Annotated in this window: 13 protein-coding genes; 6 read left to right on the forward strand and 7 right to left on the reverse strand. The window is 68.1% G+C overall.

What is annotated here, in order from left to right:
- Positions 1–163: 163 nt before the first annotated feature.
- From Pth03_RS40740 to Pth03_RS40765, 7 genes are all read right to left on the reverse strand, one after another.
- Positions 164–784, reverse strand: a complete 621-nt coding sequence (locus Pth03_RS40740; RefSeq protein ID WP_203949883.1) for a fascin domain-containing protein — start codon at positions 782–784, stop codon at positions 164–166.
- Positions 785–911: 127 nt separating this feature from the next.
- Complete coding sequence (locus tag Pth03_RS42315; RefSeq protein WP_275413295.1) at positions 912–1,034, reverse strand: hypothetical protein; 123 nt, start codon at positions 1,032–1,034, stop codon at positions 912–914.
- An 89-nt stretch (positions 1,035–1,123) separates the two neighbouring features.
- Positions 1,124–1,747, reverse strand: a complete 624-nt coding sequence (locus Pth03_RS40745) for a fascin domain-containing protein (RefSeq protein WP_203949884.1) — start codon at positions 1,745–1,747, stop codon at positions 1,124–1,126.
- A 200-nt stretch (positions 1,748–1,947) separates the two neighbouring features.
- Positions 1,948–2,535 (reverse strand): fascin domain-containing protein, encoded by a 588-nt coding sequence (locus Pth03_RS40750; RefSeq protein ID WP_203949885.1) that lies wholly within the window; start codon positions 2,533–2,535, stop codon positions 1,948–1,950.
- Between the two features lie 60 nt (positions 2,536–2,595).
- Positions 2,596–2,784, reverse strand: coding sequence for a hypothetical protein (locus Pth03_RS40755; RefSeq protein WP_203949886.1), 189 nt, complete (start codon positions 2,782–2,784; stop codon positions 2,596–2,598).
- A 44-nt stretch (positions 2,785–2,828) separates the two neighbouring features.
- Positions 2,829–3,074, reverse strand: coding sequence for a hypothetical protein (locus Pth03_RS40760; protein WP_203949887.1), 246 nt, complete (start codon positions 3,072–3,074; stop codon positions 2,829–2,831).
- 351 nt (positions 3,075–3,425) lie between these two features.
- Positions 3,426–4,322 carry a GNAT family N-acetyltransferase gene (locus tag Pth03_RS40765; RefSeq protein WP_203949888.1) on the reverse strand — a complete coding sequence of 299 codons (897 nt, stop codon included), beginning with the start codon at positions 4,320–4,322 and terminating at the stop codon, positions 3,426–3,428.
- Positions 4,323–4,850: 528 nt separating this feature from the next.
- On the opposite strand from Pth03_RS40765, the gene Pth03_RS40770 reads away from it, so the two are divergent.
- The 6 genes from Pth03_RS40770 to Pth03_RS40795 all read left to right on the forward strand — a co-directional run.
- Positions 4,851–8,090 (forward strand): ATP-binding protein, encoded by a 3,240-nt coding sequence (locus Pth03_RS40770; protein WP_203949889.1) that lies wholly within the window; start codon positions 4,851–4,853, stop codon positions 8,088–8,090.
- Between the two features lie 288 nt (positions 8,091–8,378).
- Positions 8,379–9,068, forward strand: a complete 690-nt coding sequence (locus tag Pth03_RS40775; protein WP_203949890.1) for a type 1 glutamine amidotransferase domain-containing protein — start codon at positions 8,379–8,381, stop codon at positions 9,066–9,068.
- Between the two features lie 80 nt (positions 9,069–9,148).
- The gene (locus Pth03_RS40780; RefSeq protein ID WP_203949891.1) at positions 9,149–9,583 is read left to right on the forward strand and encodes a VOC family protein; all 435 of its coding nucleotides are present in this window, start codon (positions 9,149–9,151) and stop codon (positions 9,581–9,583) included.
- Between the two features lie 301 nt (positions 9,584–9,884).
- Complete coding sequence (locus tag Pth03_RS40785; RefSeq protein ID WP_203949892.1) at positions 9,885–11,042, forward strand: MFS transporter; 1,158 nt, start codon at positions 9,885–9,887, stop codon at positions 11,040–11,042.
- 56 nt (positions 11,043–11,098) lie between these two features.
- Positions 11,099–12,793 carry an FAD-dependent oxidoreductase gene (locus Pth03_RS40790; RefSeq protein ID WP_203949893.1) on the forward strand — a complete coding sequence of 565 codons (1,695 nt, stop codon included), beginning with the start codon at positions 11,099–11,101 and terminating at the stop codon, positions 12,791–12,793.
- Positions 12,794–13,002: 209 nt separating this feature from the next.
- Positions 13,003–14,383: AfsR/SARP family transcriptional regulator (locus tag Pth03_RS40795; RefSeq protein WP_203949894.1), on the forward strand; the 1,381-nt coding region annotated here is incomplete at its 3' end.

The following is a 14,383-nucleotide window of genomic DNA, read 5'->3' on the forward strand; positions in this document are numbered from 1 at the left end:
AGAGTCCGCGCTCGAGGCCGACCAGCCGGCCGCTGATCCACTCGCGGCCTCCTCGTCGCGAGCACCGCAGAGAGGAGGAGGTGAGAGGGTCTCACCCCCTGCTCGCTGCGGCGCAGCCGTATCTCAGGTCGACTGGTCCGGGCCTATGGCCATGACCGGTCGATCACCAGAACAGTTCCCAGTCCCCGGTGGTCGTCGAGCGCGCCCGCAGCATGCCGTAATCGGCGCCGGTGTACTGCAGCTCGGCAGACACGAGTCTGTCGTTGGCGAGAGACCTTATGGAGCAGTAGACGGACCCGCACTGGAGACGGAACCTCTCCCATGCGTTGATGAGGGTCGCGTGTGCCCGGAGCATGCCGTTTTTTTCGCCCGGGGTTGCCACCTCGGCGCTCACATAACGCTGGGCACCCACCGAATAGATGGTGTCGGAGGTTCCGTCATAGCAGATTCTGAACCTCTCCCATGGGCCATCGGTGGACGACCGGGCGCGGAGCATACCCAAAGTGGGTTCCTGGTAGGCGAGTTCGGCGCTGACCATGAGGTCGTTGCCCTTGGACCTCATGATGCCCTCTGCACATGAGGGCCTCAGGGTGCTTCCGCTGGCGCGGGCGGCCTCGCGAGCGGCGTCGCGCTGCTTCGCATAGTCGGCGAGAGTTTTGAACCTGCTGACCGCAGGAACGGGGGTGGGCGCCGTGGCGGCGGACGCCGCGGGCGTCGCAGTCAGCACGACCGCCCCCGCCGCCAAACTCATACCGAACTTGCGCGAGACGTTCCTAAGATTCATGTTTCTGCTTCCTGTGAACTTTCTGCGAATACCTGCCGCGGCCTGCCGGATACCGGTGGCCCCTGATGGCAGAGACGTGGAAGACGTTGCGGACAACGTCAGCCGATCCCCCACACGTTCTCAAGAGCTAGCGGGCGATGACCATGTGCTGGATCTGGTTGGTGCCCTCGTAGATCTGTTCTCCGCCGCACCACCGAGCTATCTGCGACAGCCAGTGGATCTTGCCGTTGATCAGCGCAACGCTTGCCATGACCTTCCATTGGTTGTCGCTGATTCGATGCTCCGACGGAACCGACCCTGACCAGAGGGGGCTCATGGCCCTCCCAGGAAGGGCTCTACTTAGTTAGAGAACTTCTCCCATGCTCCGACGGACGTCGAGCGCGCCCGCAGCATGCCGTAACCGGAGCCGGTGTAGGCCAACTCGGCGGACACGTATTTGTTGTTGGCGAGAGACCGGATGGTGCAGTACGACGGGCATGTGACATCGAACTTCTCCCATGCTCCGACGGACGCCGAGCGCGCCCGCAGCATGCCGGCGTCGGCGCCCGAGTAGTCGATTTCCGCACTCACGTAACGCCTGCCATCGACAGAAAGGGTGTCGTACCCCTTGTCGGTGTCATAGCAGAGTTCGAACGTCTCCCAATCACCGATGGAGGTCGCCCGGGCGCGAAGCATGCCTGAATAGTTTCCCGTGTAGTCGAGTTCGGCGCTGACATGACGGTTGTTGGCTTGGGACGTGAGGGAGACATCGTCACAAATGAGGATCGTGCCGCGAGCGCCATCACGGGCGGCTTTGCGAGCGGCGTCGCGGTCCCTCACGTATTCGGCGAGAGTCTTAACCTTGCGCACCGCCGGAGCGGGAGTGGGGGTCGTGTCGGCGATCGCCGCGGGCGCCGCCGTCAGCACGACCGCCCCCACTGCCACGGTCATGCCGACCTTGCCGAAGACGTTCCTGAGGTTCATGTTCCTGCTTTCTGCGATCTTTCTGCGATCTTTGTGCGACGACCCGCCGCGGCCTGCCGGGCTACCGGCGGCCGTGGTGACACAGACGTGCCGCGAGCGCCGCAGCCGAGCAGGAGGCGAGACGCCTCACCCCCCAACTCGGCTTCTGTGCGGCCGTATCTCAGGTCGCCTGGCCCTGGTCCACGGTCATGACCGGCCGGTCAGGAGATCTGGAACTTCTCCCAGTCCCCGACGGAGGTCGAGCGTGCCCGGAGCATGCCGTAGCCGGTGCCCGTGTAGGCCAGCTCGGCACTCACGTACTTGCCGTTGGCGAGCGACTTGAGAGTGAAGTAGTCACTGGTGCGCTGGACTTCGAACTTCTCCCACGCTCCAACGCTCCCCGCACGTGCCCGCAGCATGCCGGCGTCGGCGCCCGTGTAGTTCTGCTCGGCGGTCACCCAACCCTTGGCACTGTAGGAATAGAGGGTGTAGAACCCGTTGCCCGGGCAGATGGAGAACTTCTCCCAATCTCCGGCGGAGGTCGCCCGAGCGCGGAGCATGCCGGAAACGTACCCGGTGTAGTCGACCTCGGCGGAGACGAACCGATTGCCGGCCTTGGACTTGATCGTGACGTCGTCACAGTGGTCGTCGCCGAGATCCCAGTCGGGGAGGGTCAGGGCCTTGACTGCCGGCTGAGCGGGGGTGGGGGTGGGGGCCGTGCCGGCGATCGCCGACGGCGTCGCGGTCAGCACGACCGCCCCCGCCGCCACGGTCATGCCGACCTTGGCGAAGACGTTCCTGAGGTTCATGTTCCTGCTTTCTCTGATCTTTCTGCGATCTATGTGCGACGACCTGCCACGGCCTGCCGGCTACCGGTGGCCGCTGATGGCACAGACGTGCAAGACGTTGCCGAGCGTGGCGATGTCGCTCACCTCGGCAGGCGAAGGGATGGTCGCGAACTCGGCGACCGCGGTGGCCATCGCGTGGAGCGATGCCAGGTCCGGTTCGGCCGCGATGCCGACCGCGCAGGTGAGCGAGCCGGTCGGGCACTGCGTCACCAGTGCCGCTGCGTCGTCCTGTTCCGCGTATCAGGCTTTCGGGGTCACCCGGCCCAGCCGGTCCCGCGCGTCCGGAGAAGCCCGGCTGCGAAGTGATGCTTCGCCGCGGCCGTGTGGGCATGGTCGTGCGTGGTGGGGGCCGTGATCACCCGGGCTGCCTCGAAGGCGGCGGCCGCGGGGGTGGCGATCACCGTGCCGGCGTTCACCATCGGGACCGCTGTCGCCGCCGCGCCGACAATCGCACGCTGCCGCGGCATTCGGTCCTTGCCTATCTGAGTCGACCCCTTCATATTACCCTCCTTTCTTGGTGATTCCGTGTGGCGCTTTCTGTCACCGCAGGCAACAGGATCACGATAGCGGGCATTTCTGGGTACTAATTTACACGAGACATGTGAACAATGTCACATGAGCCTGCAAATGCCATTCCACCTGGGCGTCTGCACGACTTTCCTGCAACGTCGGCGACGAATCCATAAAGCGTCCACTAGTCATCAACAAATGACTCGCCAGTTCCGGAGCGCACTCGATTTTGTCCACTAATTATTGTGAAGAAGAATTCCGGGCGGCACGGGTTCCACTTTTCTTCCAGCGCCCCGTCAAGTACGCGCAGAGAACGGCGGCTGCGTGAATCCGCCCGGTGTCTACGGCCGAGAACCGGTCTCCTCATCGGGCCCGGAATCGGGCGCGGACTCCCCCTCAGCGCCGGGCACCGTCTCCGCGCTCAGCGTCCAATTGACGCGCGTGTACAGCGGGACGAAGCCCGCCCTCGCCATGTTGTGCAGGGACGTGTTGTGCGCACCCGGCGCCTCGGCTCCGGTCTCCGCGAAGATCACGCGACAGCCGGCCGCCGTCGCGTCGGCGATTCGCGCGCGCAACATCGCGGTCTGGGCGCCCCGCCCTCGATGCGGTGCCAGCGTGGCGGCGCCTAGGAGCTGTGCGGTCTCGCCGCCGATGTACATCCCGGCCGCCGCGACCACCTCCCCGCCGCTTCGGGTGACGTAGGCGCGGAAGCAGGGGTGCGCGGCGAAGGCGGCCGTCATCTCCACCAGCAACCCCTCTGGCATGCCGAAACCGCGCATCAGCACCGAGGCCCACTCCTGCGCGTCCTGGGGGCCGACCCGTTCGACAGGCGGCCCAGCAGGCCCGTTCGCCACGTCCGTCGACAGGTCGCGAGCGAGCTTCACCCACGATGACCCCCGCGACAGGGCGTACTCGGCCCGGATCTTCTCCCAGTCGGGCGGCAGCACCGAGGGCGCGAACTGCAGCACGGCCGACGGGCCTTTCCTCGACCGGTAGAAGTCGCAGATCTCGCCGATCAGGTCCGCCGTGACCGGCCCGGCGAAGCCGAAGCCCAGCGCCTTGCTCCAGTAGTTCACCGGGTCTTCCCGCATCGATAGGACGACCCCGCCCGCGAGCCTGACGCACTCGATTCCCAGCGCGTCGCGCACCGCGGTGGGCGCGCTCGACTCGAACTGGTACATGGCCTCGGCCTCAGACAGCTCGGCCAGAGAGGACTGCGGGTGCAAGAACGTAAGCATGACACTCCATGGGACGACCCGGCCCATGACCGTAAGACGTCATGGGCCTGCGGTTTGAGAATCTGAATCAGTCGTGATGCGCAAGGACCTGGAGACCGGCACCGAACAGAAGGAGCATCGAAGGGCGTTATCCGAGACACCTGCCCACCGCCCGGCATCCCGGGGAGACCTCGGTGCCGCGCGCATTCTCATGACGCCTCGTCTTCTCTCACTCCGCATTTTCCTGCGCCGCCGTCAGGCAAGGTACTCACGGTGAGTGGAAGACTTATTGACTATGACTGAACCGTTTCGACGGCGACCCGATCCGCAGGCCATCCAGCAGAAAAATCGCCAGGGTCATGTCGTGCCCGCGCGAGTGGCGGGGTTCGACCGTCAGCAGGCCGTGCCCTCGGAGACCTGCTGACTATTTGGGTGCAGCCGATTTCCTCTGAGGGTCTTGGTCGTAAACTTGATCTCGCGCGGGGGCGGATACGGGTGATCGTGGCCCGCGTAGCCGATAGTGCGAATCAGTTCAGGGGGACCACAGGCGTGGTTGTGCCAGTCCGTCCAGTAGGCGCCGAAGGCGGGGGCGGGTCGGCATCCGGCGGCTCGCTGCGTCTGCAGATTCTCGGTCCGTTGCGGCTGTGGCGCGACGGTGTCGAGTTGGACGCGGGTCCTCGGCAGCGGGCGTACCTACTCGCCGTGCTTCTGGCGGGGGCGGATCGGCTGATCACCATGGGCGAGCTGGTCGATTTGATGTGGGATGACGAGGCTCCGGCCAGCGCTGTCAACGTCATCCACAAGTATGTCGGCGTGTTGCGGCGGTTGCTGGAGCCCGCGCTTCCGGTCCGCGGGAGCGGCTCCTATCTGCAGCGCCGGGGCAACGGTTATCTGTTCGTCGCCGGGACCGGCATGCTGGATCTGGCCGACTTCCGGGAGCGGGTCCAGGCCGCCGAGGCGGCCCTCGCGGCGCAGCGGCGGGAAGCGGCGCTGGACTGTTACGTGGAGGCATTGGGGCTCTGGCAGGGCTCCGCAGGTGAGGGGCTGGCCCACGGCCCGGCCGCGATGTCGGTCTTCGCAGGGGTGGACGCCGAGTTCTTCGCCGCGTGCACGGAGGCGGCCGCGCTCGCGGTGTCGCTGGGCCGGCCGGAGCGAGTCCTGCCGCCGTTGCAGCTGGCCGCCTCGATGGCGCCGCTGCACGAGCCCGTGCAGGCCGGCCTGATCGCCACGCTGGGCGCTGCCGGGCAGCAGGCACAGGCGCTGTCGGTGTTCCGGACGGTCCGCACCCGCCTGGCCGACGAACTCGGCATCGATCCCGGCCCGGCATTGCGGGCCGCGCACCAGCGGGTGCTGAGTGAGAGCCTGACGCCGGCGCCCGCCGAGCGACCATCGGCACCGCGACAGGCGACCCCGGCACCCGGGATGCAGACTCCCGGTGGCCTGGTCGGCCGGGCCGAGGAACTCGCGATGCTGCGGCAGTCAGCGGAGTCGGCGCTCGCGGGCGGCAAGGGGCTCGTCATCGTTGATGGCGAGCCGGGGGTGGGCAAGACCCGCCTGCTGGAAGAGATCGCCGCAGAGGCGGGCGGGCACGGCGCGCTCGTCGTGTGGGGCCGCTGCCTGGAGGGTGACGGGTCGCCGTCGATGTGGCCGTGGGTGCAGGCGGTCGTCACGGTCCTGGACGCTCTGCCCGTCGTGGCGCGGGAGAAATGGCTCGCCGACGAGCTCGGCCGCCTCGTCGACCCCCGCGAGCACGGCGTCGCCGCACCGGCGCTGTCAGAGGGCGGCGCCCAGTTCCGCCTGTTCGAACAGGTCGTGGCCGCCGTCGGCGAGGTCTCGGCGCTGCGGCCTGTGCTGCTCGTCATCGACGACCTCCAGTGGGCCGACGTCACCTCGCTGAATCTTTTCAGCCATCTGGCGGCCCGGCTGCCGAACGGCACCGTGATCATCGGGGCGCTCCGCGACCGCGCGCCCAAGCCCGGCACAGAGCTGTCGCGGATGCTCGCCGCGGCCAGCCGGGTGTTCGGCCAGCGCCGCATCCACCTCGGCCCGCTCAACCTGGCCGAGGTGGCCGAGCTCGTCCGCGGCGAGACCGGCCAGATCCCCGCACCCGACGCCGCCCGTGGCATCCACGCCCGTACCGCGGGCAATCCGTTCTTCGTCCGGGAACTGTCCCGGCTGCTCGCCGACGCGGGCATGGTCACCCAGGACGCCGTGAGCCGGGCAGGGGTGCCGTCCACCGTGCGCGACGTCGTACGCGACCGGATGGCCGGCCTCGACGACGGAGCCCGCGACCTGCTCCAGGTCGCCGCGGTCATCGGTCGCAACGTCAACCTCGATCTGCTCGCCGGCGCCGCCGGCCTCGATGTCTCGGCCTGCCTGGACCGGCTGGACCCGTTGGAGGCGCTCGGCCTGCTCGGGCTGGCCCCCGGCGACCCGTACTCGCTGCGGTTCGCGCACGACCTGGTCCGCGAGTCGGTCACTGGGACCACGCCGCAACCGCGCACGCCCCGGTTGCACCTGCGCGTTGCCAATGCACTGGAGCGCATCGATCCGGCGGGCGAGTCCGGCGTCGAGCGGCTGGCCTACCACCTGTGGGCGGCCGGCCCCCTGGCCGACCCGGCCCGCACCGCGCAGGCTTTGGTGCGCGCGGCCGGTCGTGCGGTGGCCAAGTCCGCGTTCGAGGCCGCCGAGCGGCAACTGCGGATGGCCGTGCAGGTGGCGCGGGCGGCGGGGTTGGCCGAGCTGGAGCTGTCGGCGCTGGTGCAGCTGATCGCGGTGGTCGGGATGCGTTCGATGTACGGGGCCACTGCATTCGACCTGCTGGAACGCGCTGAGCAGTTGGCCCGTGACCTGGGCCGGGAGCTGGAGGCCACCGCCTTCCTTTACGCCCGCTGGGTCGCGCATGGCCAAGGTGTCCAGTTCGACCGCAGCGAGCCGCTGGCGCGCCGGTTGCTTGAGCAGGGCAAGGTCTCCACCGACCCGATCGTGTACGCCTACGGCTTGCATGCCTGGGGCATCCACCAGTGGAACATGGGCGACATCGACGAGGCCTCTCGTTTCATGACCGAGGCCGACCAGATCATGTTCAACGATCTCGCCGGGCGCGATGACAACCCGGTCCGGCACGACCTGCAACTCCTCACGGCCGGATTCCTCGCCGAGATCACCGCGCTGCACGGTGACGTCCAGACCGCGCGGGCGCTGTTCGGCAAGCTGGAGGCCGATGCGGGTGATGAGCCGTACGCGGTCACGATCTCCTCGGCGATGGCCGTGCGGACCGCGGTGTTCATCGGCGACCCGGTTTGGGCGTTGCGTGAGGCGGAGCGGGGGATCGCCGCCGATCCCGAGTTCTCCTTCGTCGTCCTGGGCACCTATCAGCGGCTGGCCCGGTGCTGGGCGCGGGCCGTGACCGGCCAGGACCCGGCCGGCGCCGCGGCGGAGGCCGAGCGGATCATCACCGCGCACCTCGTCGACCCGCCGCAATCGTGCGTGGCCACCTGGCACGGGCTGCTCGGCGAGATGCGGCTGGCGGCCGGGACAACGGCCGCGGCCGCCACCGCCCTGGACCTGGCCGAGCACTACCTTGACGCCTATGGCCAGCGCTACTCCGAAGGACTGATCCTGCTGCAGCGAGCGCGGCTGCTGCAGGCTCTCGGCGAGCCCGTCCCGGTCGTCCGGGACGCCGCCGAAAAGGCGCGGGCGCTGTCCACCGAACGCGGAGCCCACCTGTTCGCCCACCGCGCCGAGAAGTTTCTGGCGGAACTCGGCCAGGAGCCGGCCGGCCACTGATCGTCCCGCCGCCTGGAATCGGCCGTCACCGACGAATCCAGTAAGCGTCCACTCGTGGTCAACCATTTCCCTGATGGGCACCCGAGCACCGCGACGAGCCAGGTCAAGGCCATCACCGCGGTCCATCGAAGACGGCCGCCGGACGACGCGGGTTCCACTCGCTGTCCAGTACCTGTCAACTACACCCCGCTTACGTTTCGGACATAAGCGACGACGTGCCGCACCCGCACCTGACGCCGGACCGCACGGTGCGCACCGAAGTCCACGAACAAGACGGGGAGCGTGACTTTGAGGGTTTTGATCGTACTGACCTCGCATGACGAGCTGGGTGACACCGGGCGGAAGACCGGGTTCTGGCTCGAGGAGCTTGCCGCTCCGTACTACCGCTTCAAGGACGCCGGCTGGCAGATCACGCTGGCCTCGCCGAAGGGCGGCCGGGCGCCTCTCGACCCCAAGAGCAACGAAGAACAGTTCAAGACCGACCAGACGCGCCGGTTCGAGGCCGACGCCGAGGCCGAGGCTCAGCTGGACGGGACAGTACGGCTGGACTCGGTGTCCGCCGACGACTTCGACACGGTCTTCTACCCGGGCGGGCACGGCCCGCTGTGGGACCTCGCCGAGGACGAGACGTCGATCAAACTGATCGAACAGATCGCCGCGTCGGGCAAGCCCCTCGCGCTGGTGTGCCACGCACCCGGCGTGATGCGTCACGCGAAGAACCCGGACGGCACCCCACTGGTCGCGGGCCGGAGAGTCACCGGCTTCACGAACAGCGAGGAAGAGTTCATGGGCCTGACGAAGGTCGTGCCCTTCCTGGTCGAGGACGAGCTCATCGCCAAGGGCGCCGACTTCTCCAAGGCCGGCGACTTCGAGCCGTACATCGTCACCGACGGGCTGCTCATCACCGGGCAGAACCCGGCCTCTTCCGGCCTGGCCGCGACCGAGCTGATCGCTCTCGTCGGCAAGACCACCGCGTAGTCCCTTCACGAAGAACGAAATTCACGGCGAAGACCCATCCCCCGGTCCGCCGTCGTCAACCCATGGATGAGGAGCCACAGATGAGCGACGCCATCGCACCTTCCTTCACCGGCCTGCACCATTTCGCCTTCACTGTCAGGGACCTCGCGGCCAGCGTGGCGTGGTACCAGAAGGTCTTCCAGGCCAAGCTCGTGGACGGAACGCTTCCGCACTACGGCCGCGAATGGACCGGATACGCGGAACTCGTCATCGAACCCAACACCGGCCTCGCCATCGGCCTGCACCACAATTCCGCCAACAAGGGCGAGGAGTTCGACGAGGCCCGTACCGGCCTCGACCACATCTCCCTGAACGTCGAGGGCCGTGAAGGCCTCCTTGCCTGGTCGAACTGGCTCGACAGCCTCGGCGTCGCGCACTCCGGCATCCAGAGCGTGAAGGAGCCCTTCGTCTACTCGGTGGTCGTCTTCCGGGACATCGACAACATTCAACTCGAGGTCATGGCAGTAGGCGTCTGACGCTTCGCGAGCCGATTCCGCGTGCCCGGGGCCCCGGGCACGCGGTCTGGCCGGCGCATCGCTAGTCCTCACCCAGGGCCGGCCGGCCACTGCCTTCCCGGAAAAATGCGCGGCGGAGCCCGCTCAGTCGCATGACCATTCCAACCCCGGGGCCGGCCTCGACACAACACCGCGCGGAAAGGCCACACGCGCCTGAAAGGAGCGGTTCCCTTTGCTCAGCAGCGCCTATCGAGCGCAGTGCGAAGCCGAAGAAACGCGCCACACGCCAGAATGCGCCACCAAGAACACGAAGCTCACCCTGTTGGCTCTCGCACTCGGCACCTTCGCCATCGGGACGGGTGAATTCGGCAGCAACGGCATCATCCAGCTCTTCGCCGCGGACATGGGCGTTTCGATCCCGCAGGCGACGTACGCCGTGACCGCCTACGCGGTGGGCGTCATGATCGGGTCCCCGGTCATCACGATCGCGGCCGCCCGGCTGAACCGCAAGCGGCTGCTCCTCGCACTAATCCTCCTCTTCCTCGTCGGCAACCTGCTGTCAGCGCTGTCCGTGAACGTCGGCATGCTGATCGCGGCCCGGTTCGTCACCGGCACGGTTCAAGGCGCCTACTTCGGAGCCGGCGCCGTCGTCGCCGCCTACGTCTACGGTCCGGGCAAGGGCGGAAAGGCGTTCGCGACCGTCATGGCCGGCCTGACCATCGCGACGATCGTCGGCTCCCCCGTTGGCACCTTCGTCGGACAGCAGGCGGGCTGGCAGGCGCTGTACGTCGTGGTCACGGCGATCGGTCTCCTTGCCGGGGCCGCCATCCTCCTCTGGGTGCCCACAACTCCCGACCTGGACGGCGGGCCCGTAGCGCAGGAGCTGGGCGCCCTGCGCCGCCCGATGGTCTGGGTGATCATGGCCGTCGCCGCGCTCGGCATTTCGAGCATCTTCGCCGTCTACACCTTCATCGGTCCGTACGTCACGGACGCGGCGGCGGCCGATGAATCGCTGATCCCCGTGGCGCTCGCCGTGTTCGGTGTCGGTATGGCGGCGGGCAACCAGCTCGGTGGCCGCCTCGCCGACCGCTACGCGTACCGGGGCCTTGTCCTCGGCTACGGGAGTGTCCTGCTGTTCCTCATCCTGATCGCCACGGCAGGCGGGACGATCTGGCTCCTCATGCCCGCGCTTTTCGGCGTCGGCGCGACCATGATGCTCGCCATCCCCACGATTCAGGTGCTGCTCACCACGTACGCCCCCGAGGCACCCACGCTGATGGGATCCCTCAACCTCGCATCGCTCAATCTGGCCAACGCGCTGGGCGCCGTCGGCGGCTCCGTCACCCTCGGGGCGGGCCTTGGCACTCTCTCGACGGCCTGGGCGGGCCTGGTGCTGACAGCCGCCGGTCTCCTCCTTTTCGTCATCACCGCTCCTCATGGGGCGCGACTCCGGCGCGTCCAGACCGCGGCCGTCGCCTGAAGCCATGTCCCTCGAACGTGATCTTGTGCAGCACAGAAACCGATCGGAGCGCCTGGATGCCAACCGGAGATGACGCGCGAGCCACACGCGCCGCGACTCGCCAGTACGCCGGCGGATTCGAGGAACTGTTGCTGAGCGAGGAGCAGTTCCACCGCCTCGCCGACTACGGTGAGCGGGAACAGGTCGAGGTGGGAGACGTGCTCTACACCCCCGGCGAAAAGCACTACGACCTCTTCCTGGTCGAGTCCGCCGCCCTTGACGTGGTCCGTGATGCCACCGCCACCGAACCCGAGCACGTCGTCTACACGCGCGATGCCGGTGAGTTCACGGGCGAACTGAGCCTGCTGACCGGTCAAGCGGTCTTCCTGACAGCGCGAGTGAGGCAGGCGGGCATCGTCGTGCGCATCCGCGCGTCGAAGTTCCGCGAGGTGCTGAGCGAACAGGTGGACATCGCGGACGTGCTCGTGGAGGCCTTCGGCGTCCGCCGGAGTATCATTCTGGAGTCGGCGGGCAGCGTTCTCGAGATCATCGGCACGCCGAACTCAGCCGAGAGCCGTGCGCTGCGGACGTTCGCGGCCCGGCTGCAGCTGCCGCACCTGCCGCTGGACGCCGCGTCCATTCCCGGCCAGACGCTGATGGCGGTGCATGGCCTGACATCTGAGGACCTTCCGGCCGCGGTCGCCTCCGAACGCGTGCTCCGCCGGGCCACGCCACGCGACGTCGCCGAGGCGATCGGTCTCACGTACGAGGCAGCCGGGCACGACGTCGACCTGGTGGTGATCGGCGCGGGGCCGGCCGGTTTGGCGGCCGCGGTCTACGGGGCGTCGGAGGGACTCGTCACGGTCCTTTTCGACGCTGCCGGGGCCGGAGGGCAGGCGGCCACAAGCTCTCGCATCGAGAACTACCTGGGTTTCCCACGCGGCATCAGCGGCGAGGATCTGACCCGGCTCGCTCTCGTTCAGGCGCTGAAGTTCGGCGCGCAGCTCTACACGCCGTGCGACGTGGCGGCGCTCGATGTCACCGACCCGGACGGGCCTTCCGTGACCCTCTCGGACGGCACCCGGCTGCGGGCGCGGGCCGCGATCGTCGCCACGGGCGCGCGGTATCGCCGGCTGAACGTGCCGCGGCTGGACGAATTCGAGCGACTCGGCCACATCCGCTACGCGGCGACCGAGCTCGACGCCCGCGACTGCGAGTCGAACCCCGTCACCGTTGTGGGAGGTGCCAACTCCGCAGGTCAGGCGGCGCTCTTCCTGGCCTCCCGCGGCTCGCGCGTCGACCTGGTCGTCAGAGGCGAGGGCATCAGGAACAGCATGTCCATGTACCTGGCCAGGCGGCTCGAAGCCCATCCGATGGTACGGCTGTGGCCCCGGACACAGATCATCGGCCTGACCGGGAACGGCGCGCTCACCGGGGCCGTCGTGCGGCGGCCGGACGCGGCCGACCAGGAACTCGAAAGCCGCGCGGTCTTCTGCTTCATCGGCGCCGATCCCGACACCGAGTTCCTCGCCTGCCTGTCTCGGGACGCGGACGGGTTCATCCTCACGGACACGCGACTGGCCCTGGACGGCCGGCAGGGCAATGGGCAGCGGCCGATTCTGCCGTACCAGACCAGTGCCCGCCGGGTCTTCGCCGCCGGCGATGTGCGCGCCGGCTCGATGAAGCGGGTAGCCTCGGCTGTCGGCGAGGGCGCCGGCGCCGTCGCGTCCGTACATCTGCTCCTCGCCGAAGACCGTGTCGCTCACCTGTGAGCCTTCTCCGACCGTCGGCGGCGCACCTCAGAGAGCTCTACCCTCAAACGCCGAACGAATCCGGACACCCCCGGACGGCCCAGCGTCGCCGACTGGAATGGGCACCTATCGAGCAGGCTCGCGGTGCCCGCCGGCTTTCGCGGGTCCGATTCACTGACGAGCCCGGGTGATCCGCAAGATGTCTCGACGAACAAGGTGGTGGAACAGGCGTGGCTGAGCCAATCCTTCCCATCGGTGGCGATGCCGGGGACCGATCGGCTGCCGACAGCTCCCTGATCTTCCAGATTCTCGGTCCGTTGCGGCTGTGGCGGGACGGGGTCGAACTGCACTCCGGCCCGCGGCAGCAGGCCTTTCTGCTGGCTCTGCTGCTTGCCCGGGAAGGACGGCCGATCAGCACCGATCAGTTGATCGATCTCATCTGGGTGGATGATCCGCCGACCAGTGCCCTCAACGTCATCCACAAGTACGTCGGCTCGTTGCGTCGGCTGCTGGAGCCTGAGCTCTCGGCCCGGGATTCCGGCTCGTACCTGCATCGACGTGGCAACGGGTACCTGTTCACGGCAGGTATCGCGACGCTGGATCTTGTCGTGTTCCGCGACCTTGTCGAGGCCGCCGGGACCGCGATGGCGCGGGAGCGCCACGAGGCGGCTCTCGACCGTTACGTGGAGGCCCTGGGACTCTGGCAGGGCCCGGCGGGCGAGGGGCTGAGCCCGGAACCGGCCGCGGCCGCGATCTTCTCGAGTCTGGACGGCCAGTTCTTCGACGCGTGCACGGCGGCGGCCGAGCTCGCCATGTCGCTAGGCCGGCCCGAGAGGGTGCTGCCGTCCTTGCACCTGGCTGCCAAGATGGCGCCGCTGAACGAGCCGGTGCAGGCGAGCCTCATCTCCACCCTGGGCGCCGCCGGTCAGCAGGCGGAGGCGGTGTCTGTGTTCCGCGCGGTCCGCACCCGCCTCGCCGCCACCCTCGGAATAGACCCTGGACAAGCCCTGACTACCGCGCACCAGCAGGTCCTGAACCAAAATCTGACGGCAACCAGGGCAGCGGCCGACCAACGATCGGACGAAGACTCGCCTGTGCCGTCGCGAGCCGTCGTGGAACCCGGAACACCGTCTGTGGTCGGCCTCATCGGCCGTACCGACGAACTGACGAAGCTGCGGCTGGCGATGGAACCGGCCTTCACCGGAGGCACTGGGCTCGTCGTCCTGGAGGGGGAGCCGGGGGTAGGCAAGACCCACGTGCTGAAGGAGCTCGCCGCCGAGGCGGATCAGCGCGACGCCACCGTGATCTGGGGCCACTGCCTGGAAGGCGAAGGAGCGCCGTCCATGTGGCCGTGGGTACAAGTGGTCGGCGGGGTACTGGACAAGCTGCCTACCGTGGCGAGGGAGAAATGGCTCGCCGGCGAACTCGGCCACTTCCTCGGGCCGGACGGCGACGTCCTCGGAGGATCGGCGAGCCCCGACGGAAATGCACAGTTCCGTCTGTTCGAGGCGGTCGTCGCCGCCGTCGGCGAGGTCGCGGCGCAGCGCCCACTGGTGCTCGCGATCGACGACCTCCAGTGGGCGGACATCGCGTCGCTGCACCTGTTCAGTC

Source organism: Planotetraspora thailandica, assembly GCF_016863335.1.
Classification (GTDB): Bacteria; Actinomycetota; Actinomycetes; order Streptosporangiales; family Streptosporangiaceae; genus Planotetraspora; species Planotetraspora thailandica.